The organism is Embleya sp. L77, assembly GCF_055557415.1.
In genome coordinates this window covers 3395106-3421043 of record NZ_CM145710.1, presented here as the reverse complement: position 1 = coordinate 3421043, position 25938 = coordinate 3395106, and the positions used below count along the sequence as shown (strand labels likewise).

At 69.2% G+C, this 25938-nt stretch carries 24 protein-coding genes and 2 pseudogenes; 13 read left to right on the top strand and 13 right to left on the bottom strand.

Annotated elements, in window-relative coordinates; translation table 11 throughout:
* Positions 1 to 19 precede the first annotated feature (19 nt).
* Positions 20 to 514, top strand: a complete 495-nt coding sequence (locus ACZOOI_RS44475) for a VOC family protein (protein ID WP_465282512.1) — start codon at positions 20 to 22, stop codon at positions 512 to 514.
* A 188-nt stretch (positions 515 to 702) separates the two neighbouring features.
* Here the strand turns inward: ACZOOI_RS44475 and ACZOOI_RS44470 are convergent, their stop codons facing one another.
* From ACZOOI_RS44470 to ACZOOI_RS44460, 3 genes are all read right to left on the bottom strand, one after another.
* Positions 703 to 2151, bottom strand: a complete 1449-nt coding sequence (locus tag ACZOOI_RS44470; RefSeq protein ID WP_465282511.1) for an aldehyde dehydrogenase family protein — start codon at positions 2149 to 2151, stop codon at positions 703 to 705.
* On the bottom strand, positions 2148 to 3305 hold the full coding sequence (locus ACZOOI_RS44465; RefSeq protein WP_465282510.1) for an NAD(P)-dependent alcohol dehydrogenase: 1158 nt from the start codon (positions 3303 to 3305) through the stop codon (positions 2148 to 2150). The genes ACZOOI_RS44470 and ACZOOI_RS44465 overlap by 4 nt, the downstream gene beginning before the upstream one ends.
* A 128-nt stretch (positions 3306 to 3433) precedes the next feature.
* Entirely contained in the window at positions 3434 to 4153 is a 720-nt protein-coding gene (locus tag ACZOOI_RS44460; RefSeq protein WP_465282509.1) for a dienelactone hydrolase family protein, read from the bottom strand.
* A gap of 266 nt (positions 4154 to 4419) precedes the next feature.
* Between ACZOOI_RS44460 and ACZOOI_RS44455 the strand changes: the two are divergent.
* Positions 4420 to 4586 (top strand): annotated as a pseudogene (locus ACZOOI_RS44455) (YnfA family protein); the annotation flags it as partial.
* 110 nt (positions 4587 to 4696) lie between these two features.
* On the opposite strand, the gene ACZOOI_RS44450 reads toward ACZOOI_RS44455, so the two are convergent.
* Positions 4697 to 5191, bottom strand: coding sequence for a hypothetical protein (locus ACZOOI_RS44450; RefSeq protein WP_465282508.1), 495 nt, complete (start codon positions 5189 to 5191; stop codon positions 4697 to 4699).
* A gap of 497 nt (positions 5192 to 5688) precedes the next feature.
* Here ACZOOI_RS44450 and ACZOOI_RS44445 point away from each other — a divergent pair, with 497 nt between their 5' ends.
* Positions 5689 to 6252 carry a TnsA-like heteromeric transposase endonuclease subunit gene (locus tag ACZOOI_RS44445; protein ID WP_465282507.1) on the top strand — a complete coding sequence of 188 codons (564 nt, stop codon included), beginning with the start codon at positions 5689 to 5691 and terminating at the stop codon, positions 6250 to 6252.
* Positions 6249 to 7079 (top strand): IS3 family transposase, encoded by an 831-nt coding sequence (locus ACZOOI_RS44440; protein WP_465282506.1) that lies wholly within the window; start codon positions 6249 to 6251, stop codon positions 7077 to 7079. The genes ACZOOI_RS44445 and ACZOOI_RS44440 overlap by 4 nt, the downstream gene beginning before the upstream one ends.
* Before the next feature lie 194 nt (positions 7080 to 7273).
* On the opposite strand, the gene ACZOOI_RS44435 is transcribed toward ACZOOI_RS44440, so the two are convergent.
* A complete protein-coding gene (locus tag ACZOOI_RS44435) occupies positions 7274 to 8047 on the bottom strand; it encodes a hypothetical protein (RefSeq protein WP_465282505.1) in 774 nt (257 codons plus the stop codon).
* Positions 8048 to 9654: 1607 nt separating this feature from the next.
* Here ACZOOI_RS44435 and ACZOOI_RS44430 point away from each other — a divergent pair.
* On the top strand, positions 9655 to 10278 hold the full coding sequence (locus ACZOOI_RS44430) for a hypothetical protein (protein WP_465282504.1): 624 nt from the start codon (positions 9655 to 9657) through the stop codon (positions 10276 to 10278).
* 169 nt (positions 10279 to 10447) lie between these two features.
* Here the strand turns inward: ACZOOI_RS44430 and ACZOOI_RS44425 are convergent, their stop codons facing one another.
* Together ACZOOI_RS44425 and ACZOOI_RS44420 are read right to left on the bottom strand one after the other, a co-directional pair.
* Positions 10448 to 10732 (bottom strand): DUF6221 family protein, encoded by a 285-nt coding sequence (locus tag ACZOOI_RS44425; RefSeq protein WP_380015655.1) that lies wholly within the window; start codon positions 10730 to 10732, stop codon positions 10448 to 10450.
* Between the two features lie 46 nt (positions 10733 to 10778).
* A complete protein-coding gene (locus ACZOOI_RS44420) occupies positions 10779 to 12293 on the bottom strand; it encodes an ISL3 family transposase (protein ID WP_465284173.1) in 1515 nt (504 codons plus the stop codon).
* Positions 12294 to 12493: 200 nt separating this feature from the next.
* Here ACZOOI_RS44420 and ACZOOI_RS44415 point away from each other — a divergent pair, with 200 nt between their 5' ends.
* Positions 12494 to 12910, top strand: coding sequence for a hypothetical protein (locus ACZOOI_RS44415; RefSeq protein ID WP_465282503.1), 417 nt, complete (start codon positions 12494 to 12496; stop codon positions 12908 to 12910).
* Between the two features lie 22 nt (positions 12911 to 12932).
* Here the strand turns inward: ACZOOI_RS44415 and istB are convergent.
* Positions 12933 to 13700 (bottom strand): annotated as a pseudogene (gene istB / locus ACZOOI_RS44410) (IS21-like element helper ATPase IstB).
* A 177-nt stretch (positions 13701 to 13877) separates the two neighbouring features.
* The gene (locus tag ACZOOI_RS44405; RefSeq protein WP_465282502.1) at positions 13878 to 14243 is read right to left on the bottom strand and encodes a Mu transposase domain-containing protein; all 366 of its coding nucleotides are present in this window, start codon (positions 14241 to 14243) and stop codon (positions 13878 to 13880) included.
* A gap of 1061 nt (positions 14244 to 15304) precedes the next feature.
* Between ACZOOI_RS44405 and ACZOOI_RS44400 the strand changes: the two genes are divergently transcribed.
* Entirely contained in the window at positions 15305 to 15877 is a 573-nt protein-coding gene (locus tag ACZOOI_RS44400) for a hypothetical protein (RefSeq protein WP_465282501.1), read from the top strand.
* Positions 15878 to 16162: 285 nt separating this feature from the next.
* On the opposite strand, the gene ACZOOI_RS44395 is transcribed toward ACZOOI_RS44400, so the two are convergent.
* Positions 16163 to 16342 carry a hypothetical protein gene (locus ACZOOI_RS44395; protein ID WP_465282500.1) on the bottom strand — a complete coding sequence of 60 codons (180 nt, stop codon included), beginning with the start codon at positions 16340 to 16342 and terminating at the stop codon, positions 16163 to 16165.
* A gap of 337 nt (positions 16343 to 16679) precedes the next feature.
* Here ACZOOI_RS44395 and ACZOOI_RS44390 point away from each other — a divergent pair, with 337 nt between their 5' ends.
* The 3 genes from ACZOOI_RS44390 to ACZOOI_RS44380 all read left to right on the top strand — a co-directional run bounded on the left by ACZOOI_RS44390 (position 16680) and on the right by ACZOOI_RS44380 (position 19478).
* Positions 16680 to 17615, top strand: a complete 936-nt coding sequence (locus ACZOOI_RS44390; protein ID WP_465282499.1) for a TY-Chap domain-containing protein — start codon at positions 16680 to 16682, stop codon at positions 17613 to 17615.
* Positions 17616 to 18226: 611 nt separating this feature from the next.
* Positions 18227 to 18859 (top strand): DUF6461 domain-containing protein, encoded by a 633-nt coding sequence (locus ACZOOI_RS44385; protein ID WP_465282498.1) that lies wholly within the window; start codon positions 18227 to 18229, stop codon positions 18857 to 18859.
* A gap of 181 nt (positions 18860 to 19040) precedes the next feature.
* Entirely contained in the window at positions 19041 to 19478 is a 438-nt protein-coding gene (locus tag ACZOOI_RS44380) for a hypothetical protein (RefSeq protein ID WP_465282497.1), read from the top strand.
* Positions 19479 to 19800: 322 nt separating this feature from the next.
* Here ACZOOI_RS44380 and ACZOOI_RS44375 read toward each other — a convergent pair whose 3' ends face one another.
* A complete protein-coding gene (locus ACZOOI_RS44375; protein WP_465282496.1) occupies positions 19801 to 20394 on the bottom strand; it encodes a hypothetical protein in 594 nt (197 codons plus the stop codon).
* Positions 20395 to 21033: 639 nt separating this feature from the next.
* Positions 21034 to 21693, bottom strand: coding sequence for an SDR family NAD(P)-dependent oxidoreductase (locus tag ACZOOI_RS44370; RefSeq protein WP_465282495.1), 660 nt, complete (start codon positions 21691 to 21693; stop codon positions 21034 to 21036).
* A 77-nt stretch (positions 21694 to 21770) separates the two neighbouring features.
* On the opposite strand from ACZOOI_RS44370, the gene ACZOOI_RS44365 reads away from it, so the two are divergent.
* From ACZOOI_RS44365 to ACZOOI_RS44355, 3 genes are all read left to right on the top strand, one after another.
* On the top strand, positions 21771 to 22163 hold the full coding sequence (locus tag ACZOOI_RS44365) for a MerR family transcriptional regulator (RefSeq protein ID WP_465282494.1): 393 nt from the start codon (positions 21771 to 21773) through the stop codon (positions 22161 to 22163).
* A gap of 712 nt (positions 22164 to 22875) precedes the next feature.
* Positions 22876 to 23220 (top strand): hypothetical protein, encoded by a 345-nt coding sequence (locus ACZOOI_RS44360; RefSeq protein WP_465282493.1) that lies wholly within the window; start codon positions 22876 to 22878, stop codon positions 23218 to 23220.
* A 196-nt stretch (positions 23221 to 23416) separates the two neighbouring features.
* Positions 23417 to 25090, top strand: coding sequence for a tyrosine-type recombinase/integrase (locus tag ACZOOI_RS44355; RefSeq protein ID WP_465282492.1), 1674 nt, complete (start codon positions 23417 to 23419; stop codon positions 25088 to 25090).
* On the opposite strand, the gene ACZOOI_RS44350 is transcribed toward ACZOOI_RS44355, so the two are convergent.
* The gene (locus ACZOOI_RS44350) at positions 25081 to 25734 is read right to left on the bottom strand and encodes a class I SAM-dependent methyltransferase (protein ID WP_465282491.1); all 654 of its coding nucleotides are present in this window, start codon (positions 25732 to 25734) and stop codon (positions 25081 to 25083) included. The two genes, ACZOOI_RS44355 and ACZOOI_RS44350, sit on opposite strands and share 10 nt — an antisense overlap.
* Positions 25735 to 25938: the final 204 nt, after the last annotated feature.

The window sequence follows — 25938 nt, the reverse complement described above, 5'->3', positions numbered from 1 at the left end:
AACCTGGAGGCAAACCACCATGCCGATCTCGGAGCTCGGACACACCGGGCTGTGGGTCAACGACCTGGCCGCCATGCGCGACTTCTACACGCGCGTCATGGGCCTGACGGTCACCGACGAGGACGAGGACTTCGGCATCGTCTTCCTCAGCGCCCGGCCGGACGTCGAGCACCACGAGTTCGTCCTGCAGATCGGGCGCACGGCCGAGATCGGCGCCAAGCAGCAGCACCAGATCTCCTGGCGGGTCGAGTCCCTGGACGACATCGTCGCCTTCCACCGGCGGTTCCGGGCCGAAGGCGTCATCGTCCAGCAGGAAGTGACGCACGGGAACGCGTTCGGGATCTACTTCTTCGACCCCGAGGGCAACCGCAACGAGGTGTACCTGCGCATCGACCGCGACGTACGCCAGCCGTTCCGCAAGACGCTCAACCTCGACCAGGACGCCGCGGCGATCTACGCAGAGGCCGAACGCCTCCTGACCGAGGGCGGCGCGGACTACCGGCCCGTCCAGTAGCCGCAGCAGACCCGCCCGGGGCCGCACGTGTCGCGCCCCGGCCCCGGGCGGACCGAGGGCCCGCAGCGCATGCCGTGCTGCGGGCCCTCGGCACGTCCGACGCCCAGCGGCTCCGGACGGAAACGCCGAGGCCCGGCCGGATGATCTCCGACCGGGCCTCGGCTGCATGCCGGCTCGTGCGGGGACGCTCAGATGTTGTGTGCGAAGTGCTTGATCTCCTGGAACTCGGCCAGCGCGCGCGGCCCGTTGAGACGCCCGACGCCGCTTTGCTTGAAGCCGCCCTCCTCCGTCTGGTCGTGGACGACGGCCCAGCCGTTCGTCCACACCGTCCCGGCGTCGATCTCGCGCGCGACGCGCAAGGGACGGTCGACGTCCCGGGTCCAGACCGATGCCGCAAGCCCGTACTCGGTGGCGTTGGCCCGCAGGACGGCGTCGGCCTCGTCGTCGAAGACCTCGAAGGTCGCGACCGGACCGAATGCCTCCTGCTGCACCAGCGGCGCCGCGGTGTCGGCGACCTCGACCAGCGCGGGCCGGAACAGTGCGTCCTTGGCGTCCGCGCCGCGATGGACAAGGCCCCCGCGCACCAGGACCCTGCCGTACGCCGCGGCGTCCTCGACCAGCCGGTCCAAGCGCAGCGCCTGCGCGCGGTCGATGACCGGTCCCATCCCGGTGGTCGGATCGGCCGACGGACCGACGACCACGTCCTCGAGGGCGGCGCTGAGCCGGGCGCGCAGTTCGTCGGCGATGCCGCGCTGCGCCAGGACTCGGCTGCCCGCCATGCAGAACTGCCCGGCGAACGTGGTGACCGCGGCGGTCAGCACCGGCACCGCGGCGTCCAAGTCGGCGTCGTCGAACACGATCATCGGGCTCTTGCCGCCCAGTTCGAGAGAGACCGGCTTGAGCCGCGTCGCCGCCTGCCCCATGATCGCCCGGCCCACTGCGGTGCTCCCCGTGTAGCTCACCACATCGGTGCCCGGGTCGGAGACCAGCAGCGGCGCGCCTTCGTTGCCGGACTCGGTGAACGCGTTGACCACGCCCGGCGGCAGCGACCGCGTGGCAGCGAAGATCTCGTACAGCAGGCCGTTGGTCAGCGCGGTCTGCGCAGGCATCTTCATGGCCACCGTGCACCCGGCGGCGAGCGCCGGAGCGAGGGAGCGTATCGCCAGGATCACCGGCGAGTTCCACGGCACGATCACCGCCGCCACCCCCAACGGCTGATGCAGCGTCATCGAGTACATCCCGGGCCGCGCCTCCAGCGCGCGGCCGGCGTCGGTGAGCGCGAGCGCGGCGTTGTAGCGCAGCTTCGGGATCGCCCCGTCGACCTCCATCGCCGCCTCGGGGAGCCGCTTGCCGTTCTCCCGGGCCAACGATGCGACCAGCTCGTCGCGCCGCTCCGCCATCCGATCGGCCAGTTCGAGCAGCGCACGCGCCCGCAGATCGCGATCCCGCGCCCAGGAACCGGAAACGAACGCGCGACGGGCGGCGTCGATGGCCGCGCGGGCGGTGGCCGCACCGCCGTCGGCGAACGTGCCGAGCACCGCGCCGGTCGCCGGGTCGTACGAGTGGCCGACGGCGTCCTCGTCGCGCCAGTGGCCGTCGACGAGGTTGCGGGCATGCGGCTGGAGCTGCGCGGTCACGGGGTTTCCTCACGGGTGTCGTCGGCGTCCAGGCCGCGGTCGTCGAACCGGATGACGGGCTTGACGGTCGCTCCGGTCCGGGCGTCCTCGACCGCGTCGGCCAGGCGCTCGGGCGGGTAGAAGCGGATCAGCCGGTCGTAGGGCAGACGCCCCTGCCGGAACAGGTCGATCAGTGCGGGAATGAACGTGACACGGTCGCTCGCGCCTTCCGTGACGCCGCGGATCGCCCGGCCTTCGATGAGGCTGTTGACCTCGAAGGAAGCACGGCTACCGGCCGCCGGAGCGCCGATCACCGCCACCGTCCCGTACGGGGCGAGGACCTCAGCGCCCAGCTCCAGCAGGGCGGGCACGCCGGTGGTCTCCACGACGAAAGCGAGCCCCGCGCCGTCGGTGAGATCGGCGAGCGTCTTCTTCAAGACGGCAGGCTCCGCCGCGAGGACGGTGTCGGTGGCGCCCAGTTCGGCGGCCAGGGCAAGGCGTGCAGGAACCCGGTCCAACGCGAGGATCCGGCTCGCTCCGGTGAGCGCGGCCGCCATCACGGCGGACAGGCCGACCGCACCGGCACCGAACACCGCAACGGTGTCGCCCGGTGCGGGACGGAGCACGTTGAGAACCGCCCCCGCGCCGGTCTGGATCCCGCATCCGATGGGCGCGAGGAGCGCCAGTTCATCGTCGTCGGCGACGTCGACCCTGACGACACTGTGGCCGGACACGACGGCATGGCGGGCCATGGACGACTGCCCGAAGAACAGGCCGCCGACGGCCGAGCCGTCCGCGGCCGCCACGGGAGTGGTGCCGTCCGCCCGCGCTGCGCCGAAGTTCTGGACGAAGAAGCTGGTGCACTGCGTCGGCCGCCCGGTCCGGCAACCTCGGCAGTCGCCGCACGAGGTGAACGACAACACGACCCGGTCACCGGCTCGCACATGCGTGACCGCGGCGCCGACGGCCTCGACGACCCCGGCGCCTTCATGCCCGAGCACGGCCGGCAGCGGCACCGGCAGCCGACCGGCCAATGCCGACAGGTCCGTGTGGCATATGCCGAACGCGACCATGCGGACGAGGACTTCGTCCGGTCGAGGGTCGCTCAGCGTCACGTCCTCCCAAACGAAATCGCGGTGGCCCGGATGGGCCACCGCGGCGGTGGTGACGGTCATAGGGCGGTGCTCCTCACTGTGGCAGGTGGGAGCGGAACGGCCGGGGTCGGGCGGACGCGCCCCTGCGAAAGCCCCAGTGGCACCCGGCCGTTCCGCACTGGTGGGGTTATCCGGCGCCGACGCCTCGGTCAGCCGGAGGACCGGGGCAGGCGCTCCTCCAGGAAGCTGTAGGTGCGCTCCCAAGCCGTGTCGGACGCGTCCTGCCGGTACATGTGCGGCCGGGCGTCACAGGCGAACGCATGCCCCGCGCCGTCGTACACGTGCTGGGCGAAATCGACTTCCGCAGAACGCAGCTCCGCATCGATCGCGGCAACCTGCTCAGCCGGAATGGTCGGGTCCGCGGAGCCCACGTGCAGCAGCATCGGCGCGTCGACGGCCTTCGCTCGATCGAGCACCGCGTGCGGCCCCGCCGCGATCCCAGGCCCGTAGAAGACCACGCTCGCCGCCAAGCCCGGGATCGTCGCGGCCGCGGTGAACGCGGCCCGACCGCCGAAGCAGAATCCCACGACCGCGGTCCTGTCGGCGGCCATGCCTTCCTCGACCCGCAGGTGGGCGAGCACCGCCGCCACGTCCTCGGTGATCGCGTCCGGCCCGATCGCCCCGATCAGCGGCATCGCCTCGGCATGCTGCTCGTACGCGAGCGTCCCCACCCCATTGCGGTGGAACAGGTCCGGCGCGACCGCCAGGTAACCGCGCTGCGCGAACCGCTCCGCGACGTCCTGGATGTGCTCGTTGACCCCGAAGGCCTCCTGCAGCACCACCACAGCCCGGTCCGCCACGCCCTCCGGACGGGCCACGTACACACGCATGGGCCCGCTCGCCGTCGGAATCGTCGTCCACCCGCTCATGTGCTGCTTCCTCCGCTCATCGAACCGCAACAGCGCGGCGTACCGCTGGCAACCAGAGGCCACAACGTATCATTCAGCGACACATATGTTGCACGATGCGGAACACATTAAGCGCGCATGCCGGCCGGCGCAAGGTCGCCGCAGCCGGCTGCAGTGGCGTGGGCGCAGGCATGAGCCAGATCCGCTGCCACACCTCCGCTGAGTTGCCGGATGCCCGTGCAATGGTGATCACCGGTCCGAGCTGCTCCGACGGAGTACCAAGGGCAGCCGAGTTCGGGCGCATCCTCGCCGCTTACGGCGGGGTGTTCGTCGCCGGATCGCTCGCCTGGGCATGGCCCTGGACGGCTACCATCCCGACCGATACGACGTCATCGGCGCGTTGATCTGCCTGGCCGGGGTCGGCGTCATCATGTACGCCCCACGGGGCAACTGACCGAACTTGCGGTGCGAGCCCCGAACCCACGGACACGGGCTACGGATTACGCTGCTCAGCCCCCGGGTTCCGCTCGATGCGCGTTTCAGAAATCGCGAACCCACGGGGGATCAGCTTTGCGCGGTGCCGGCGAATTCGGCCAGGGAGCAGCCGCGCACTGCCTGGTCCCAGCCGGGGCGAATCACCGTCGGCGGCCGGGTGGGTGTCGTGTGCTCGAACAGGGCTGAGCTGCGCGCTGGTTCGGCCCAGCCGTCGTGCTGCCACACCAGTTGCTCAGCGCTCGGCCGCGGCAGGAACGGAGCGAGGCACTCGTCTGGGGTGTCGTGTCGGAACTGGTCGTCCTGGTTGAGGCAGTAGGCGAGGATGTCGCGTAGATCCTCCTCGGTCGCCGGACTGCGGTGCTCGTTGCCGAGGCACGCCGACACGCGAGCGACGTCCGCGAGCGCCCACGGCCGGTAGGGGACGCGCCGGTTGCCCAGCCAAGAGTTCGGGTAGGCGTACGCGGCGCCGGCGGCGGCCACCAACGGGAGCAGGGAGGAGGGTGAGTACCGGCGCACGCGCTGCACGTACGCGTCGGGCCGCCCAACATGGGGAACACGAGCCACCACTGAATCGTCCCACTCCTCCCCCGGCCTCCCACCCGATTTCGCGGGTGCCCACGCCGACTACTGCATGCGTCAGCTGCGGCCGCGCGTCCGCTCCGTGATCCGAGCACCGGAATGGGCCGCCTCCGACGAGAGTTGGCGAACCCGTCGCGCAAAGTGTTCCCGCGGGGAAGGATCTTCTTCGTGCCACAGTCCGGCCTGGCATGCCGAGGGGGTGGTTGTGTGGTGGGGCGTACGTGGCCGCGGTTGGCTCACACGTTGCGGATCGGGGACTACCTGCGCATCGGGGGCCGGCGGTCCGGTGCTCGGCGGTTGTCCACCGGCGTTCGAGGACCTGGATCCGGTGTCGGCGTTCCCGGTGGTGCCGGGACGGCGGTGGGGGCCGGGGCTGTGGTGGTCGTCGACCACGGGGCGGCACGTGTCCGCGGGGTCGAACGCGATGCGCGACCGGTTGATGGTGTTGGACCGTGATCCGCGGGTGGTGGGTTTGGCGGGGCGTGCCCGTGCGGCTGTGGTGGCGCGACGCGGTGGACGGGCGTGCACGCTCGTGGGTGCCGCCGCTCTTCGTCCGGTACGCGGGTGGCACCGCGCTGCCGGCCGACTGCCCCAGTCGCGCCGACGCGGGCGGTGAACGGGCCCTGCAGGCTGAGGCGGTGATGGCCGGGGCGTGTGCGCAGGTCGGCTGGTCGTATCGGCGGCTCGAGCCACCGGATCTGGTGTCGGCGGCGAACGTGCGCCGGCCGGCCGGGTATCGACACCCCTGCAACCGGGACCGCCCGGGGCTGATGGCCTCGGTGTTCGAGGCGTTCACACGAGAGCGGCCACTGATCGAAGGCATCGAGGTGGTCGGCGACTCGCTCGAAGTTCTCCCTTGTGTCCTTCATGCCTTGTGGCACGGGCGATTGACGGCGCCGTTGGACGAGCCGCTGCACGAACGCGTCCTGGTCGGTCCGGGTGATCCTTCCGGCGGCGGAAACGACATTCGTGGCGGTGGGTCGGACGAGGAGGTCGTCGGTGACGAGGACACACCGTGTGCCGATCGGCGGGGAGACGCGGGATGAACGAGGTGGAGCGGAGTGGGCGGCCGGTCGTGGCGGTCGGCGCGCAGGTGTGCTTTCGCGACGGGTGGTGGCAGGTCGTCGGCTTGGCCGGAGCGCGAGTCCATCTGGCCCGAGAGGACGGGGAGGACGAGGTGCTGCTCGCCGGGCACCCGGACGGTAGACACGCTCCGGCCCTGCGACCAGGGCAAAAGCCCGTGACCAGCACAACGCGCGAACTCGGCCTGGTGGCCTGCCAACCGCGCCCGTGGCGGCCGGTGACCACACTCGGCGACGGATCCCATCCGCGGATCCCCGATCTGGTCGCACGCGACTTCGACGCCGACCGGATCGGCGCCAAACTCGTCGGCGAAATCACCTACATCCCCACGTGGGAAGGATTCCTCTACCTGGCCACGGTCATCGACTGCCACAGCAGGGCAGTCGTCGGTCGGGCCATGGCCGACCACTTCAAGACCTCCCTGATATCGTCGGCCCTGGACATGGCCGCGCAACGGATATGCATCGAACCGGACGCCGTCTTCCATTCCGATCGAGGCAGCAACCACACCTCCGAAGAGTTCGCGAGGGCACTCGCCGGTCACGGGATGAGGCAATCCGTCGGCCACACCGGCGTCTGCTGGGACAACGCCATGGCCGAGTCGTTCTTTGGAGCCCTGAAGAACGAATGGCTCCACCGTTACATCTTCACCACACGCGCAAAAGCACGCGGCGAAGTCGTCCGATACATCGAGGGCTTCTACATCCGCCGACGCCTCCACTCGGGAATCGGCTATCGCACGCCCCACGAAGTCCTGCATCCAGACCGGGATTTGGAACTCGCGGCATAGAACAGAAAACAGCCAAGCTGTCCGGAAAACGTAGGGCCCCTCAACCCGACCCGAAAGTTGTGAGGAACCGGACGGGAAAACACGACAGGAAATCGGGAGACGCCGCGGGAACCGCCGCGCCCGCGACACCGGTTCGGCACAACCGCGCCAGGGCCCCGACAACACAGATCATCATGCTCCACCACAGGATCTGCTCAATCGAGCGGGGGCTTCAGGTCGATGGGCTTGTCCAGTTCGGTGATGTCGACCGTGATGCGCGAGCTCGCGGTCCGGTTCGTCCAGCGCCGCAGGTATCCCGCGTCACCCGGCGTGAAATAGGCAACCATCGACCCACCCTGCACACCGAAACAGCGCACGCCGTCGATCTCGATCGCATCCACGACCGTCAGTGTCTCCGGGCGGGCGGCCAGTTCGTAGATCGGCTGCGCCAGTTTCGGCATCTCGTTGGCCTGGTTGGCCCCCGCCGACCGCTTGGCGGGGTCGACCCGACCGTGTTCCCACGACGCACCACCGTTGCGGGTGAAGACGTCCTCGCCGATCACGATCTGCTCCATCGAGAAGCCGTCCTGCCGTGACCTGGTGTGGCTGCCCTTGCCGGTGACGATGCGCGAGTCGATCACGGACGGCGAACCGCCTTCGGTCTCGGCTGTGTTGACCATGCGCAACGACGAGGCCGCACGCACGCGCTCGATCCCGATACGCATGATCCGAGCAACCTCGTCCGGCGCCGTGCCCCCAGGCGGGGCTGCAGCCCCATTCGCCGCGCTGGTCGCACCGACGGCCGAACTCGCGGACGCAGTCCCTCGATCCGCCGCATCGTGTCCGCCGGATGAACACCCGGCCACCAACAGCGCAACGGCGCCCAGAACAAAGACCGCGAACGAGCGCAAGGATTCCTCCGACAGGGAAACGCACACCGAATACACGCAGCGCACCCGCCGCAGCCGCTCATTCTGCTGCAGGGGCAACCAGCGGCTCCCTCCAGGGCGAACGTCACCGCCCGCCGACCCTCCCGCGCGGGCCCACGCCGCACCCACCCCCAAGCAGCCCCTTGTGTGTCCATGCCCCTCAACAAGCACGGCGGCGACGTCTCCAACCCATGGGCGAGGCTGGCGGGGTCGTCCAGCGGTGAGTTGCACGGACCGTCGTCACGCCTGTCTCTATGCCGTCTCCGGGATCTCGACCCTTGGCCGCCGACGCAATGGCACCCACCTCCCCGCCATACGGACGGGCCGGGCCGTCCACCATCCACCCCCTGGCCGCCGGCGTGGGCAGAAGCACAGCCAGCCCCACCGCCAGACTTCCCAGTCCAAAGACTCAGCATCAATGCGCATGCCGCATGCTCGGTATGGACGCAGACGGTCCATACGATCTCGACGTAGACCTTCGGCTCCGACGCTCCCGAAGACCAAACATCCAGTTTGATTGTCTCCGAGCCAGCGCTCATCCCGTGCCTCAAACAAGGATGAGGACGACGACTTCACCGCCAGAGCGCCGGGAACTCTGACCTCCACGTTGTGCACAACGGCAGTCCCAACCGCGCGCGCCTCGAACGTCGCCTTGGCTCTCCGGTGGACCCTCGTGCCCTCTTCGGTCTCCTCGTCCACCTCCGGGTCTTTCGTCCTGTGAATGCTCCACCCGTGCTGGGGGCGATCAATCCAGCCCCAACGGGCCGCCGCAAGGCAGCAACCGCTGCGATAACAGCGAAAACCAGATTCCACACGTCCATCCACGAACCGTAGGTCCGGCAGGCCGCTGCCCTGGTCATCGACACTGCGCTCTGCTTCGTCCGGCCTGGACCACCGGGCGCCTGCCCACGCTTCATGGGTGGCTGGTCAACGATGCCGCCAAGGCGCTACGAGCTGCGGATCGTCGGCCTCGGCGCTGCGGCGGGGCCGGCGACGGTTCGCACCACGCGGGCCCGGTCCCCAGGAGTGGGAACCGGCCTTCGTGATCGCGGCCAGCCGATCCCGATTCACGCTCCCGTGCTTTTCGCCAGGGTCGGGCGCGAATGAAAACCGATTTGTTGGCCAGGTCGATGGCCTGTCGTGGTCGCGCTCGAAAAGTACGTCCGGGGACGCTCGGGGACCGGCAGGTGGCGTCGCCCGTGATGGCGCTGGCATCATCGATTTCACCAGCGCAGACCGGGCCCGCGAACCCGGGAACGCTTCCGGGCGCGGTATCTCGCGCCACCGACGCTTCGGGCACACGCGCCCCTCACCACCGAAGTTCCGCAGTGCCCTGGCACCGCCATATCCCGACGGCCTGTTCGCCGACTCCCTGTCCCCTCGGGGCTGTCCTTCCCGGATGCCCTGGTTGTCATCGTCATCATCGTCGCGGCTGCCGTCCTCACCGCCTCGGGCCTGACACCGAAAATCGCGCTCGGTCTCGTCGCCGGCGTCGCCTTCGTCGGCACTGCGGTGGTCTGCCCCCGGCCCGTCCTCGCCGCCCGTTTCCCCATCCCGGTAAGGGGGTGACGGTCATGAGGCGCCGTCAGAAGGAAATCCCCAAAGGGGCGGGTCCGGCGTCGAAGGCGTTGGTCCGGTGGTTGCACGAGCAACAGGCGGATCCCGGGATGACTTTCAGGCAGTTGACCGCACGGTCGCGAACGTGCGGCCGCGCCTACGGCGAGACCACCTTCGTGCGTGCAGCCTCGGGGAATCGGGTTCCCAGCCGGAATGTCGTCGAGGCCTTCGCGCGGGCCTGCGATCGTAACCTCGCCGACCCCGAAGAAGCAACGCGCCTATGGGAGACCGCCGATCGGGAGCAAACCCCGGACGTCTCGCGGCAGGTGGCCGCCGACCTGAAGAATCCACAAGTCCCGCCGACACTCCCTGCGGACTCTGGAGAACCCAGTGGGGGTCTGCCCCGCAACACCCTGCGGCTCATCCTCGACGGGACCCGCTCACCCAGCGCGCGGCACCTGGACATCTTCCTCGACGGCTGCGGGGTCCCGGAACCCTCAAAAACCCGACTGCGGGCCATGCGCGCGGAGTTGGTCGCCAGCGACCCCAGACTCACCGCCCGCGAGGGGTCTCGGCGCAAGCCCCCACCGGCCTACATCTGTGGGTGCACGGAAGAGGCACACGAAAGAAGCGAGTCAGCGCGCGAGATCAAGGCAAAGACCGGGTCCCCTGACGACTTCGACGAGGAGGAACGAGCGAACCGATACGCCAATGACAAAGCCGCCCGCTGGTAGCCCGACCATCCGGGCGGGCGCTCGTATCCACGGCGTTAGGGCACGGGCGTATGCGGTAGCCACGCCCAGGGAGGCACCGCGACCGCGCGACTCCGGATCCTGTCGGCGTACTGGTCTATCTGCTCAACGACGTACGAATGAACGGGCTCTGTCGCTGATTTTGTGACGCTCAGGGTCCTGCTGTTGGCTCAGGTGTCCTGGGTCGCCACTCCTCGCGGTAGTCGGGGTGTTCGGCGTACGACTGTGTGAGCACGCGGAGGGCGTACCCGAGTCCGGCGAAGCGGGTATCGGAGGGATCCATGCCCTCGTAGTCGCGCGCCAGCATGTCGACCAAGTCGAGCATCGGCAGGTGACTGTCGAGGAGGGCGTCACCTCCGAAGCAGTGGGCCACGTAGGCATAGGCATGGTTGTCCGCCTCGTTACGGGCGTGAAGGAACTTCAGAAGGTCGTCCACGAGATGATTTTCCTCGCTTGGGGATGCCGGTGGGCTCCTACCTGTCTCAAGACTGAAGGAGGATACGGGTGCGGAGGAGGTCCAGCTTGGGCCGGCCATAGCCGGCGCGTTTGAGGAGCTTGACCCTGGTCACCTGGCCTTCGACCTGGCCGGAGCTCCACGTGCTCGACAGGCCCGCCACGACGGCCTCCCAGTCATGGAGAAGGCCGTCGGCGAACTGTCGCAAGGCCGGCAAGTCGTTCTTTCTGACCTGCTCGATCCATTCGTCGAGATCATCGCCACGGTGTTCGTGCATGAGCGAGCCGAAGGCTCGGACGTGGTCAACGGCGGCGTCGAGTTCGGGGCAGACTGCCCGGATCTCCTTGAGACCGACTGCTTCCTCGGGGCGAAGGTGCTCGGGGCGGGTCATGATCCACCGCAGAGCCCGCCTGGGCTTCGGCAGCGCTGGAGGCGGCGGTGCCGTGACGGTGCCCTGCTTCAGCAGGCGGACGTAGGAGTTGACCACGCTCCGATCACCCCGGAAGCCCTGGTCGCGCACTTCGCGGAAGAGCTGGCTGGCATTGCGGCAGCCCTGTACGAACCGTTCGTAGATATAGGGCTTGTAGTCGTCCAGCAGGGTTCGGCGCTGGGTGACCTTCACCAGCAGCTCGTCGACATCCGCAGCTCGGGCGTATCGCCGGACGGCGTAGTAGTCCAGGTCCAGGTCTCGGCTGATGCCGCGCAGAGATCGGCCCTGGGAAAGGAGTTCCTGGACGGCACGGTGGCGTTCACGGATGGTGGCGACGATTCGGCGGGGCCGGCCGCGGACGTCGAGCATGCCGTCCGGTTCCGCCGGTGGCTGTCGTTCTCCGGACTGGTGCGTCGCCTGGTGGGCTGTGCGGATGCAGCCGTAGTGGCTGGTGATGGTCTTCTCCACGGCCTTGGCGAGGTTGCTCCACAGGTGCCAGACGTCGGCGACCTGGACGGCCTGTGGGGCAGCCTGCCGGGCGGCTTCGACGTAAGCGGAGGCACGGTCCCGGCATATGATCTGCACCTCTGGGTGGTCGGCCAGCCAGCGGGCCACCGGGGCGGCTTCGCGGCCGGGCAGCACGTCGATCGGGCGGCGGGCATCCAGATCGACCAGCAGGGTGGCGTACGTGTGGCCCTTGAGCAGGGCGAAGTCGTCGATGCCCAGGACCCGGACGGGCCCTGGTTCGGTCAACGCCGTGGCTCGCAACAACCTCAGCAGGGTGTCCTTCGCCGCGGCCATGCCCAGCCTTCGGGCAAGCCTCGCACCGGGCCGTCCTGCCAGCACCCGCGCGATACGGCCGAGCTGATCCCGCAGTACCGGCGTGTGCCGGGCGTGCGACCGGGTCAGTCCCGGAATCTGCTCCGCGAAGGTGACTGCCGGGCACTCGGCTGTCAGGCATTTGAACCGTCGTATCAGCATGACGATCACTACCGGCAAGCCTCCCAACGGCGCATCCGCGAGCCGTCGTTCGTACCTGCCGTGTATCCGACTCGACCGTACTCCGCATCGCGGACAACGCGCCGAGTGTCCACGAGAGCGAGCATGCAGCACGACCGTGCTCACGTCTCGATGCACCGACTCGATCACGACGTCCGTCAAATGAGGCAGAATCCGCTGCCATCCCCCAGAACAGCACACCCATCCGAAACGATCGAACGGCTCCAACGTCACAAGATCAGCGACAGAGCCAATGAACGTGCTCAGTCGGTCCGGCTCGATCGACGTCGTCGGGAGTCGAGTTCACTCCGAATGTGACCTCGAATCGGTGCAATGATGCGTTTGTGCGAAATCCCGATGTCTCTTTCTTGTGGCGCCTGTTGATCGAGTCGTTGACCACGCTCGCCGCGGATCCTGCCGACCAGCTTGCCTGGCTGGACGAGTATTGCGTGGGAACGGACGAGTTGGCGTTGGACTTCGATCATGCCCATCGTCTCGTCCCGAGTCTCGTGGAGGCAGGGCGCCTCGATGGGGAAGTCGTGGCCGAACTCCGCAGGATCGGTGTGCTGTTCGAGGGCATGAGCAGCCGGGAGAACGTTGAGCGTTGGGCTCGCGAGGCCCTGCTCGCCGACTCGGGATGGATCGAGGTCCGCACGTCGTCCCGCCGGCTGCTCATCGACCTCGTGGGAGACTGGCGCCTACCGATGCCGGTGATCTGTGTGGTTCGTTGACTGGTGGGCGCGGTTCGACGAGTCAGGCGACGCCGGCTTGGCCCTCGATGGCGGTGAGTCGGTTCTTGAGGCGGTAGCTGGGGCCGTTGATGGCCACGACATCGCAGTGGTGCAAGAGGCGGTCCAGGATGGCGATGGCGAGGACTTCGTCGCCGAAGACCTGTCCCCACTCACCGAAGCTCGTGTTCGAGGTCAGCAAAATGGAGCCCTTCTCGTACCGCTTCGAGACCGGTTGGAAGACGAGGTTGGCCTCGTCGCGGTCCAGGGCAGCTAGCCGACCTCGTCCACCACGAGGACGTTCGGTCGCAGGTAGGTCCGCAGTTCACGGCCAGGCGGCCGATCTCGTCGGCGGCCTTGAGTTGACGAACCATGTCGTCGAGCGTGGTGAAGTAGACGCTGCAGCCGGCTCGGCAGGCCGCGACCGCGAGCGAGACCGCGATGTGTGTTTTGCCGACCCCGGGCGGCCCCAGCAGGGCGACGTTCGCCTTGGACTCGACGAAGGACAACGCGGCGAGGTTGCGGATCTCGCGCGGGTTCAGATCGGGCTGGAACGAGAAGTCGTACTGGTCGAGCGTCTTGTGGTACGGCAGTTTCGACAACCGCAGGGCACCGCGGAAGCGGCCATCCTCACGAACGGCGAGTTCCTCCTCGAGGACCAGGTCCAGAGGTCGAGGTAGCCCATCTTCGCGGCGTCCGCGCGGGAGAGGTATCCGTCCAGTCCTTGCGCCAGGTGGCGCAGTCCCAGCCTGATCGCGGTGGCACGGATCCGGGCGGTGACCAACTCGCTCACGCGGTGTCCTTGTCGTCGGTGGGTGCGGGGTTGAACGGGCGGGTGCCCGCTGCCCGGTCGTAGACCGACAACGGTCGGCGGCCGACGACGACTTGGGCCGCGGCGGCCCGGTTCAACAGGGCGGCGAGCGTGCCCGGTGCGGCCTCGGCCGTCTTGTCGGCGGGTCGCGGGGCGGGCTCACCGGTGGTGACGGCGCGGGTGTCCGTCGGGCAGGCCGTCCCAGTGGCGGGGGTGCACGACGCGCGAGCCACGTCGAGGGGCCCGCAGGTGGGAGGCGAGGAGGGTGATTCCGTCGGTGCCGGCGACGGGCAGGTGCAACTCGACGGTGTCCCTCGTCGCGCGGACCTCGACCAGCCGACGGGCCCGGACCCGGCGGGCGGGCACCGAGTAGAGGCAGGCGTCGAACGCGACCAGACGGTCCTTGCCGACGTGTCGCAGGTGCCGGTCCGAGACCTGGTAGAGCCGTTTCGGCAGCGGTCGCGGAGCCGCGTGGTCGCGTTCGGCCCATGAACGCGTGGGCGTCCGCCGGATCTTCCCGATCACGACCGGTCGTCCGTCTTCCGATCTCGGATCTCGTACGTGGGGGCGGAGGGACACGGACGGGTGTTGTGATTCCGGCGGCGCGCGACGTTCGTACGCGGCCGCACCGAGGGTGCGGGCTCGCCCGCAGACATCGTCGCCCGTGTCACCAGGTACGGGGAGCGCGAAGGAGTCGAGGCGTATGCCGGCTCGGTACAGGTCCTGCGTGACCGGGAGGAAGCGGCCGGACGCGTCGACGTAGGGGGATGTGGCGGCCCGCGTGCGGGCCAACCTCACCACGGCCTTCGTCGGAACGCCCGGTTCCGCTGCGGCCCGCGGCGCTGCGGTTCCACCGGCTCGGCATCGACATCCTCCGGGTCTCGACCCCCCTGGAGACGGACGAGGACCGGGCACTGCACGGCGAGTTGATCGCGTTCGATCGTGCCGCGCATCGGGATGTCGGACCACGATGCAATCGATCGTGTTACCCGAACTCCTACCCTTGGCAAACCGGTTCGTACCCGGCCCAGGCCCTGACCGCGACCCCCGCGAGACCCTCCCGGCCGAGCTGGTCGCCGAGCCGCAACCGCGGCCATGGCACCGGTCGCTCGTCCGGGTCGGCGAGATCGAAGCCGACTCCCGGAGGACGCGCCGATGCCCACGTCGCGCCCCGGTGCATCCCGGTCGAGCGCGTCGACTTGGACAATGGGAACGGCGTCGAGAGAGAGATCGACCGCGCCCAGCAGGACGTCCCCGCTCCACTGAGCGGCCCCTTGACCCGACCGCACGGCACTCGTCGAGAGTCCCCCATCGGCCGCCGGCTGCGAGACGCCCACCGTGACGGTCGCCGTCACCGTCGTACCCACGCGAACCGAGCGGGCATCGACGCTGTTCGCCCATGTGGCCATGTAAGTGGGTGGATTCATGATCGGGTGGCGTTGCCAGGTTGGAGCGGGCCTGAACGGCTCCGTATCCCACCCTCGCCCCGAGCAGAGGACAACTCGGCGCTCCGACCAGTGGGGTGGTAGCTTCGCGGCGAGGTGGTCGGGGCGGTGGATGGGGGAAGTGGCATGCCTGGATCGGCCGTGTACTTTTTCGGGCTCGGTGGCTTGGCGCTCCTGCTGGGCGTGGTCGATCTCCCTTGGTTGTACCGGAAGTTCGCGGGCCCGGGTGACGGCTCGGAGGCCGCGCCGCGTTGGGGGGAGTCGTTCGGGAAGGGCCAGGTCTGTGGGATCCTGACCGCGCTGTGCGGCTTCGGGTTGGGCGTACTGACGGTGAACCAGCACGATCGGTCGACGTGGGACCGGGACTCCGTCCGGTCGGCAGCGGACGGGCTCGCGGCGGAGTTGTCGAGTGGGTCGGTGCTGGAAGGGTTCGCCGGGTCCATCGACTACACCACACTCGTGGGGACCACGCTCGATTCGCCGAACGGTTCTCGGTCGGCCTTGCGGATCGAAGGCGCCTCGGGGACGACAGCGGGCGCGCGGTTCACGATCGCGACGGACGGCGGGCGCTATCCGGTGTGTCTGACCGTGGAGAACGCGGGGCGCGATCCGGCGGATGTCCCGATGCAGATACCCAACGCACCGGCAGGTTGGACCTCGCACCGCGATCTCATACACGCGTGGGTCGACAACGGGGCGTGCCGGGCGACCTGACCGCCGCCGCCCCGCTCCCCCGCGGCTTGAGCGATCCGGGTGCTGGACCGCGCCGCGGTGATGGGTCGGGGTCGGCGCGGGTTTCGGGTTCGGTCGCCGGCGGTCCAGGGGCGCGCTACCCGGGTCGAGGGCTTTGCCGGGCGGCAGTTGCGTGAGGTTTGCCGCGCCGCGGGGCAGTGGCTGCTGAGGATTGCTCGCCGTCGCGGGGTACGAGGTGATGCCGTGGGTACCGGACTCGGCGTTGTCGCGCGACCGGGGGTTGTACACCCTGGGAGGGAGGCCCTCTTACACGCCGGTCTGCGCGTCCTCGTCGTGGCCGACGTCGGCGGGCAGGATGCCGCCGGTGCCGGTGATAGGGACCTGGAACCGAAAGGCGAACGGCACCGGGCCTTGTCGATCCGACAGGTCCGGCAGCCGCTCCGCCCCCGACGGGTCCACCGGCAACCGCAGCTCCGGTGCGTCCAACGCGAAGCCCGCGGTGCGTTGTCACGTGCCCCCGCATCGGCCACGATCGTCCCCTCCCGCACGGTGATGACATTCCGAGCATGCACATCCACTTACCGCAACCACGAGGACAAGAGACAGGCACGGATCTTGATGGTCTGGCCGGCAGGGGAGGACCGTCTTCGTGCAGACGCCCTCGTTGATGCTGTACACGGTTCGAACCCGATCACGGGGTCTGCGGGGAGAAGGGCAGAGACTTCTCCGAGCACGGATGCGGCACCTCCGCGAACACGCGAATCGCCGTTGGTCGCCACGACGACCGGTGCGGTCTGTCGGCCTGCTTTGGCACACTGCCGCCATGGAACACGCCCTCTGGGACGCGCTGTCGCGTCCGGACCATGCCGCAATCCCGTATATCGCCCACCTCGTAGGCGACGAAGGCGAGCCCGACTACACACGGGTCCGCATCGGTGCCCCCGAGGCGGGTCCGTCCGTCACCCTCACGCGGCTCAACGACTTCGTCGTCGCCGAGATCCGGGCCGGCGACGGCATCCCGCTCACCGCGGAACAGGAAAGGCTGCTCACCGCAGCGGAGTGGCGACACGTATCGAGCTCGGTCATGCCGGTCCAGGAACGCGTCTGGTCGCTCTCTTGGCGGTGGTACAGCGACGCCTCGGAGCGCGGAGCGCGCGGACGCGCGGTCGTCGAAGCCCTCCGCGACGTTCTCCGCCTGCCCCCGGACGACGTGGTGGTCCGCGGCGCGGACGACGACGGCCCGACCGAGCTCTATTCCGTGCGGGAGTTCGGCGACCGTCCGAGCGCTCTCGGCAGCGCGCCGGAGTGCACCGAGTGGGACGATCTACAGCGCCGCCTCGACTGGGTGCTGACCACGCTCGCCGCCGACTCGGCGGTCGTCATGGCCGGTCCGGACGGCCAGGTCGTGCAGTTCATGACCAGCCCGCACGGGGGTTCCCTCTACACCAGCGTCATGGACCCCGAGCTCGACGCCGCCAAGTTGCCCGACGCGTCGAACCCCGGCTCCGAACGAGCCCGGCGCATGTTCGCGATCGGCTGGCAACCGCAAGAGTGCGCGCCCGGAATCGCGGAATGGACCCTCGGCGTACCGATCGTGTACTGGGGCGCCGGCGCCGTCCCCGCCCAAGCCGTCGCCGCCGCACGCGCCCTGGGCATCCCCTCCCCGACCGACCTGACCGTCCGCGCGTTCCGCAACGGCCCGCACACCCAACCGGCCTACGTGCCCACCGAACTCGGCCTCCGCGAAGACGCGTCGTAACTGGACGCCCGCAGTACCACGTCGTGCTCGGCAACGCGGATACCGGTCACTGCCACCGGCCCCGGCTGCCTTCCAGAGCGAAAGGTCCGCAAGAACCTGCGGGCTCCCGGCCGCGCGGACCACGTCTCGGGCGCTCGCCCGCCGGCCTCGTGGGCACTGCCCGTCCGGCATCGGCCGCAGACCGGGAGATGAACGCGGCCGGCGAGTGGGACTGCTCCAAGGCTGCGGGATCGGGTACGGCGCAGCGGTGGGCGTGTCCGGTCCTGCGGTGTGCCACGAACGCCGCGTTGTCGCTCCTTGGGCCTCGGTATGAGGATCGGTGGAGGCTCGATGCGCGGACCCACATCCGGCTCTATGACGGACGCCCGGGGTCTCCCACCTTCCAGGGCGCGACACCGGCCGAGGCGCGCGACGCCATCGCCGCGGACACCGGCCATCGACGGGGATGCTTCCCGGACGGAGGACGGACCGCCGAGATGTGGGTGGTCGAGGACGGCGTCCTCACCGGCTACGGCAGAGTCGGCGCGGACCGGTCGTTCACGACCGGGGCACGCGACACATTCCCCGCCCGCAGGGGTTCCGACGTCGCACGCCGGTCCTGGGGTGGGGGCATGAGCGTTGGGGACGGCATCGCGTGGCTGCGTGAGGCCCGCGAGTTCGAGTCCGACCGCTGCGTCACGTTCGCCCGGGGCCTGGAGCCGTTGGAGTTGCTGACCCGTCTGGGGTGCGATCCGGCGACGGCCTCGCCGATGGGGCTCGCCGACGCCACCGAGACCTTCTTCGACACCGGGGTCGAGACCATCCGGGCCGGCGCCTCGCGCGGATGGGCCTACGCCGTGGAGACCGCGGGAGGCCGGGGATTCGAGGACGGTGTCCTGGCCGCGGTCTCGACCGGCACCGAGGCGGTACTGGTGTACCGCGACTGCAATCCCGTCGCGTACCCGATCCACGCCCGGGACGGCGAGATCGTGTGCGGCTTCGAGGCATACGCCCCCGGGCACCGCTTCGGAACGGACCCCGACCGGCTCCTCCCGCACATGATCGCCGCCGGGCTCCTCCGCCCCGACGGCCACCCACCCGACGACGGCACCCAGGCGCGGGGATGCGAACTGCGCACGGCCGAGAGCGCGTTCGGCCTCGACCTGCCCCACCACGACGTCGTCCAAGGTCTGCTCCTCGCGGCCGGACTCCGCGAAGGACTCTCCGAACCCCTACCCCTCGTCACCCAGCCAAGGCGTGTCTGACAAATATGCAGGGATCGGGTGGAAAGACAGGTGCACCGACCGAGCCCGTCCGCGACCGCAGACGGCGACCCCGTCGGGACGGGGCGATGCGACGGAGGTCGGGAATGGCCGCGACGTACAATCGCGATGGGGGCGAAGCGCCAGGCCGAGATTCCGGCACCGGTGTGAGGGAGGGGTCGGGATGTTCGGTTCGAAGAAGAAGCTCGACGATCTGATGGCGCAGCTCAGGCCCGACCTGAGTCGGGAATCGCTCGGCGTCGGGCCCGACTTCCCGGGCGTCGCCCCGAACCCGCTCCTGAGCGTTGATGCGCGGAAGCGCAATGCGGAACTGCGTACGGGGGCGCTTGCGCTCGGCGTTCTCGTCGACTGGCGGGAGGTCAACAGCAGTCCACGCGTGGTCCTGATGTTCGACGTGGAGACCGCCGACGGCATCTCGTTCCGCGGTATCGCGGACGAAGACCTCACGATCACCGAGCTCACCCGACTCGCCTCGGGACAGACGTTGCCCGTGCGCTACCGGCCGGCCGTCATGGACCACTACGTCTCCCTCGCCCGGGACGCGGACCCCGCCCACGTGCAGCGGCTCTCCGACGAGATCGCGAGCCGCAAGCGGACCTGACCCGAAGCCGTTGGCCGGATCCCCGGGGCGTGTCCGGCAAAGGTTGAGCGTTCCGGCCGGAACTTCGGTCCCGTGTCGCGGTTTCGGTTGCTCTCGGATGCCCGGTGGTCGTTGATCGAGGGGATGCTCCCGAAGCCGACGGGACGGCCGGGCAGGAAGTTCTCGGATGCGCGGTCGATGGTCGAGGGGATCATCCACCGCCATCGGTGCGGGATCGCAGCCCGGATCGCGCCGTGCGCATCGAAATCAACCGAACCCCGGGGGCGGGCGTGCGCGAAACGTCGGCCGCCCGTGGTCCTCTCGTCTCGGCGGCGACCGTCGGCTACCGCGGATGGTAGGAGTTCGCGATCTCCCCGACCCAGACCACCATCACGACCAGACCGACGGCCCACGCGAGGACCGCGCCGTAGCGCACAGCCCGCACACGGGCGAGGATCGCCGCCGTCCCGGTGACGGCCAGGACCGGCCCGCCGAACCACGGGATCTGCCAACACAACGCCTGCCCCCTCGCCGTGCAGATCAGACCGTCCGCCGCCGAACCACACGGATCACTCGCCATCGCCCCCAACGGCAGAACCAACATCAACACCCCGGTCGCCGCCCACAACAACAGGCCCGGGGAATCGATGCCGGCCGCGCGCATCCCGTCGGGCGATGTCCCGGGCGGGATCGTCGCACCGGGCGCGTACCCGTCCCGGGGGATGCCGTGCCCTCCGCGATCGGGTCGATCGTTGCGCCCGTCATGGCGAACCGGCGTCCCCCGGCGCCGCCGTGCCACCTCCGACGGCCCCTCCCCCGAAGCCGTCGGCTCCGGTGGGATCGGCGCGGTGTCGTAGTGCTCCAGGGCCTGCCGGGCCTCGGCCTCGGAGATCACCGGCGGGTCGGGAGCCGGCGACACCGCCGACGCGCTCGGCACGGGTCTCGTGTCCCCGCCGCCCGACGGACAACCCGCCACCGCGCATCCCGCCGATACCAACACGGCCACCGTTGTATCGAGACGTTCACAATCCCCGCACTGCTCCGACGCGTCCCCACCGCCGCCGTCACGCGATCGTGGGCCCCGTTCACGGCGTGGCAGCTCCCCGACCTGACCAACGACCGGACGACCGAGGGCTTTCGTGCGCGTGCCCTGCTGAACGCCTCGCCTGCATCGCGGCGCCGGCCGCACCGCCTGTCGGAGCGAGCAGTCCTCGTTCCGGCTCGCCGCACGAAGGCCGGTCGCCGCGCGGCCATGTCCGGGCCATCGGCCCTGTCGAAGCGGCGGCAACTCCCGCCCACCTTCGCCGGGATGCGACCACCGATGCCGTTTCGCCGACGCCGAGTTCCTCGAAGCCCATGGCGGCTCCGCATCGATGCCGGTCGCGGAGCAGGGAGCGCAGAACCACGGCGGCGACGCCACGAGATGGCTGCGACGGCGACGGCGGCCAGGAACGCGGTGAGGACGACTCGGCCGACGAGGACGGCCACGACGGTCTTCTGATCGTTGACGCCCGGTCAACGGCTGCTGCCAGTCGCGCGGCGGGCCGGCAAGGACGCCCGATGCCGTGTCGCCCGGTCATCGGGATCGGCCGGCGTGCAGGACTTCGTGATCCCACTGGTGTGGTGGTTGGGTGTGCAGCCGCCAGTAGTGTTCGGCGATGTCGTCCGGGTCGAAGTCGGTGCCGGGAGCGACCGGGCCGTCGACGGTGATACTCGCGACGTGCACTCCGGATCCGCCGTACTGCTGGTGAAGCAGGGCGACCAGGGTTCGCACACCCGCCTTGCCCAAGGACAAGCTCACGTACTGCGGCTTCGGTTCGGGCATGCCGCCGGTGATCAAGAACGTTCCGCTGCGGCGTGCCGCCATGGCCGGCGCGAGGTGAGCCGCCGCATTGAGCGCGCCGACCACATTGACCGCCCACGCCTCCAAGTGACCCTGTACGGACAACTCGCCGAGCGAATCCCCCCGGACGAGTGCGGCGTTGTACACCGCGACGTCGGGTACACCGTGCTTGCCGACGACCGTGTCGAGAGCGGCGTCCAACCCGGCCCGGTCGGTGCTGTCGGCCTGTACCGTCACTACCGGAACGCCACCGGCCCCGACGGCGTCGGCCGCAGCCCTCAGCGTCGGCCCGCTCCGGGCGATCAACGCGACCGGCAGCCCGGCCGCCGCGAACCGACGTGCCACCGCCTGGCCGATTCCCGGACCCGCACCGATGATCACTGCACCTGACATGGACGTTTCTCCCTTTCACGATCAGCGATACTGGCGACGGTAGGGCGTCACATCAGTGTGAAGGTCAAGGGAGACCGATGCGCATCGGCGATCTGGAACACGAAACCGGTGTCAGCAAGCGGCTGTTGCGCTACTACGAGGAACAGGGGCTGCTCACACCGACCCGACGGGACAACGGCTACCGCGAGTACACCGAAGCGGACGTCACAAGAGTGCGCCACATTCGAGCCCTGCTCGCCGCCGGACTTCCCACCGCGGTCATCGCCAAGGTGATCCACTGCGTGCACGACAAGGACGGACTCGGGACGCCTTCCGCCGCCTGCCCGACCTTCGTCGAGGAATTGCGGCGCGAAAGCGCCCGCATCACGGAGACGATCACGCACCTCGAAGGTTCCCGGCACGTACTGGACACCATTTTGGCCGTGGCACTCCGCGAGACGGAAGGTATGGCGCACGAACGCGTCTCGTGAAGCGAATCGGTCCCGGCCGATTCACCGCGAAGGGTCGCGCTGTCGGCTGCCGCAGGGCTTTTGTACAGGGCTCATCGAATGCGACGCGACGGCCGCGACCCGAGTACCGTGATCCACCCGTCCCGCGGGGGTGAGCAGGCGTTTGCGTCGTGGTCGGCGCCGTGCGCTGCGGACGGTCCCGGCCGGTTGCGCGTGCCCCGGAGCGGACGATCCGCCCCCGGCGTTGCTCGTTCGGACGCCGCGGGAGCGTTGTGGTCGAACACGGTCCGGTTCCCAACGGTCTCGTCCCGGTGCTCCTGTAGACCACCTTCCCGGGCGTCGAGCACCTGCGGGGCGCCACGGCCGGCGAATTCGGCGCCGGGCTGCGCGTGGTCGGCACCGCTCAAAGCCCCGCTCCCTCCCCCACCGTGTCGCGGCACGCGAATCGAGCCCGGGACATCGGCGAACCGGCGCTACGGAACCTCCACGAAGCCGAAGTTCGCTCTCCGCCCGACGAGGCGGACGACGCCGCCCAGGTCTTCTTCGGCGCGAGGTGTCAGGAGCAACTACCTTCAGTGCTGGAACAGTTGCTCCACCCGGAGTAGCCGCCTTCCTGGAACGCATCGACGTCGTCCACGACGTTGTCACCGAACCCTGCCTGCCCCGCCGGAAGCGTCACTTGGCGAAGTCCAGACCCTGCGGGCTACGGGCCTCGCACGACGATTCGGTGCCCATGAAGCCCGCACGCTGCGCTCCGGGCGTTTGTGAAGTGCGCCGGTGGTCCGGGCTTCGACGCCCCCGCGAGCTGGTTGACCGCGGCGGCGCAGGCCAGGACGGCACCCTGACGGGTCGCGAGCAGGACGCGCAGGGCCTCGCGTTCCCCTCGCCGACGGGGATGGATCGGGTGTTCGGAGGTCAGGGCCTCGCGGGCCGCGCGCACGGCGTCGAGTATGTCGGTCTTGCGGCCGCCGCGAACCGCGGGCCGCTTGGGCCGGCAGACCTCGACGACGGGTTCGCCGGCGGCGGCCGGGAACGCGGCAAGTCCCGCTCAGTAGCTGCCTGTTCTGCGCGCTGCTGACCGCCCAGGGCATCGCCCTGAGCGACGTGACGGCACCGACCGTCCTGCACTTCGCCCAGGAGAACCGCCGAGCGAGGAACACGCTGCAACCAGGGAACAAGGTCGCGAACCGCCTGTTCGGGCGGGGGGATGGAACGTCCTGCACACCATGGGCCACTTCCCGCCCGCCACCCCCACCACCATGCGGGCGGCCCTGATGCGCGGTCAACGAAGCATCGAGGAACTGGTCGACAGCTGCGACATCCGCAACCGGGCGGTGCGCGGCCTGCTCATCGACTACTTCGCACGACGTCGCGTCGACAGCGACTACGCGACCGTGAAGAACCTCGTCCTGCTCGTAGCCCATCACTTCTGGGCCACGATCGAACGGATCAACCCCGACCAGGCCGACCTGCGGATCGCGCCGGACGTCTACGCCGCCTGGCGGCAGGCCATCACCGTGAAGGAGGACGACAGCCACCGAGGCGGACAGGACAGCATCGTCATCTCGGTGCGAAGCTTCTACTTCGACTTGCACACCTGGGCCGCCGAGGAACTTGAGCGGTGGGGACTCTGGGTCGCTCCCTGCCCGGTCCCCCCGTCCGAGCTGCGGGGGCTGGGGACGCGCCGGCGTCGGATCAACGAGCGGAGCGCGGACCGGACCCGGCAACGTCAGCCCCTCCTGCCCGTCCTGGTGGAACACGTCGAGGCGCGCTACGACCGGGCCCGCGAGTTGTTGGAGCGCGCCGAACAGGCCCGCGAGGATGCGGTGTTCAACCTCGCCGGACGGGCCTATCGACGCGTCGTCACGGAGGCGGACCGCAGAACCTTGCGTCACACGAACGCGACCCCGGCCCGGCTGATCGACGAGGAGACCGGGGACGTGATCCACGTCGCGGCCGATGAGGAGAGTGCCTTCTGGGAGTGGGCCTGCGTGGAGACATTGAGGCACTCCGGGGTCCGCATCGAGGAGTTGTGCGAGTTGACGCACCTCAGCGTTCGCCAGTACCAGAGGGCGAACGGCGAAGTCATCGCGCTTCTGGTCATCGCGCCGTCCAAGACCGACCGCGAACGCGTCATCCCGATGTCCGCCGAACTCTTCCACGTCATCGCGTCGATCATTCGCCGGCACGCCCGCACCGGACGGCCGATCCCGTTGACCAGCCGATACGACCCGCACGACAAGCTGTGGAGCGCGCCCATGCCGTTCCTGTTCCAACGCCAGAACGGATCGGCACCGGCCGTCTTCAGCACCGCCGCCATCGCACAGATGATCCGTCGGCGGTGTGACGCCCTCGCCGGGGAACACCCCGGCTTCAAGGGCCTCAAGTTCACGCCCCACGACTTCCGGAGAATCTTCGCCACCGAACTCGTGAACAGTGGACTGCCCATCCACATCGGCGCGGCTCTGATGGGCCACCTCAACATCGAAACCACCCGCGGCTACGTCGCCGCCTTCGACGAGGACGTCATCCGGCACTACCAGGCCCACCTGCACCAACGGCGCCAAGTCCGCCCGGAAGAGGAATATCGCGACGCCACGGCGGAGGAGTGGTCCGAGTTCGAGGAACACTTCGACCGCCGCAAGGTCGAACTCGGCTCCTGCGGAAGGCCCTACGGCACCCCCTGCCAGCACGAACACGCCTGCATCCGCTGCCCGATGCTCCACGTCAACCTGAAGATGTTGCCCCGCCTCGCAGAGCTGGAAGCCGACCTGCTCGATCGTCGGACAAGGGCCGAAGCCGAGGGCTGGGTCGGTGAGGGCGAAGGCATCGACCTCACTCTCACCTTCCTTCGCGCGAAGCGAGACGAGGCCCGGCGCCGGTCACAACGCCCGGCTGTTGACTTGGGCATGCCGGGACCCAGACCCGCACCAGATCGTCAAACCTGAGCGATCAGCGCGTATCGGATGTCGTCGACCGGGCGACCCCACAGGTCTGTGATGCCGCTGAGTTCTTCCACTCGCACGGTGGAGACCAGCGGTTCGACCGCCGAAGCTAGGTCGTCGGGAAGCACTCCGCCGTTCCAGGGGAGCGTTTCGGCCCCCATGACATATGGCTCCCCAGATTGCCCCGACTCCCGCCAACGCCCTTCGACGAGGAGCAGAGTGCCTCCCGGGCGAAGACGGGTCACCCACTCTCGCAACGCGCCCTCAGGATCCGGGAGGGTCCACAGAAGGTGCCGGGCGAGGATCAAGTCGAACTGCTCACTGCCCGTGGGGGGTGCGGCGGCATCCCCCACGACAAAGCGCCCCGGGAGACCGGCGGTTGACAGCTTTGCCCGGGCTTGCTCAACCATTTTTGCGGAGAGGTCAACCCCGGTCAGTCGGTGGCCGGCGGCGGCGAGTAGCGCGGAAAGCGAGCCCGTACCGCAGCCGATGTCGAGGACATCAGCCGGCCCAGGCGGCGCCCACCGGCGCAGGAACTCGTCCCAGGCACGGTGCGTGCGCTCCGCTTGCAGGCCATGATCCGGCTCCTCGTCGAACGACGGAGCTGCGGCATCCCAGTAATCCGCGATCTCAGAGGCGTTGATCATGCCTCGCATCCTCGCAGCAGTCACTGACACCTCCGCATGCCAGTCAGGTCTCTCAACCACACCGAATGGAGCCAAACCGCGATGAGACAGGAGAAAGTCATCTACGCACCCGCAGTCACCCATCCGGGTGAAGTGCAGAGAAGCACCCCAGGTCACAACACCGCACCCCTGACCCGCCATTGAGGCAACGCAACCGTGACAACA

What these genes read in the sequence shown, in the direction of transcription:
- ACZOOI_RS44365 (WP_465282494.1), top strand. Translation starts at nt 21,771, where the DNA reads ATGCGCATCGGCGATCTGGAACACGAAACCGGTGTCAGCAAGCGGCTG.
- ACZOOI_RS44390 (WP_465282499.1), top strand. Translation starts at nt 16,680, where the DNA reads ATGGAACACGCCCTCTGGGACGCGCTGTCGCGTCCGGACCATGCCGCA.
- ACZOOI_RS44360 (WP_465282493.1), top strand. Translation starts at nt 22,876, where the DNA reads ATGAAGCCCGCACGCTGCGCTCCGGGCGTTTGTGAAGTGCGCCGGTGG.
- ACZOOI_RS44475 (WP_465282512.1), top strand. Translation starts at nt 20, where the DNA reads ATGCCGATCTCGGAGCTCGGACACACCGGGCTGTGGGTCAACGACCTG.
- ACZOOI_RS44440 (WP_465282506.1), top strand. Translation starts at nt 6,249, where the DNA reads ATGAACGAGGTGGAGCGGAGTGGGCGGCCGGTCGTGGCGGTCGGCGCG.
- ACZOOI_RS44380 (WP_465282497.1), top strand. Translation starts at nt 19,041, where the DNA reads ATGTTCGGTTCGAAGAAGAAGCTCGACGATCTGATGGCGCAGCTCAGG.
- ACZOOI_RS44350 (WP_465282491.1), bottom strand. Translation starts at nt 25,734, where the DNA reads ATGATCAACGCCTCTGAGATCGCGGATTACTGGGATGCCGCAGCTCCG.
- ACZOOI_RS44460 (WP_465282509.1), bottom strand. Translation starts at nt 4,153, where the DNA reads ATGAGCGGGTGGACGACGATTCCGACGGCGAGCGGGCCCATGCGTGTG.
- ACZOOI_RS44385 (WP_465282498.1), top strand. Translation starts at nt 18,227, where the DNA reads ATGAGCGTTGGGGACGGCATCGCGTGGCTGCGTGAGGCCCGCGAGTTC.
- ACZOOI_RS44465 (WP_465282510.1), bottom strand. Translation starts at nt 3,305, where the DNA reads ATGACCGTCACCACCGCCGCGGTGGCCCATCCGGGCCACCGCGATTTC.
- ACZOOI_RS44430 (WP_465282504.1), top strand. Translation starts at nt 9,655, where the DNA reads ATGACTTTCAGGCAGTTGACCGCACGGTCGCGAACGTGCGGCCGCGCC.
- ACZOOI_RS44370 (WP_465282495.1), bottom strand. Translation starts at nt 21,693, where the DNA reads ATGTCAGGTGCAGTGATCATCGGTGCGGGTCCGGGAATCGGCCAGGCG.
- ACZOOI_RS44355 (WP_465282492.1), top strand. Translation starts at nt 23,417, where the DNA reads ATGCGCGGTCAACGAAGCATCGAGGAACTGGTCGACAGCTGCGACATC.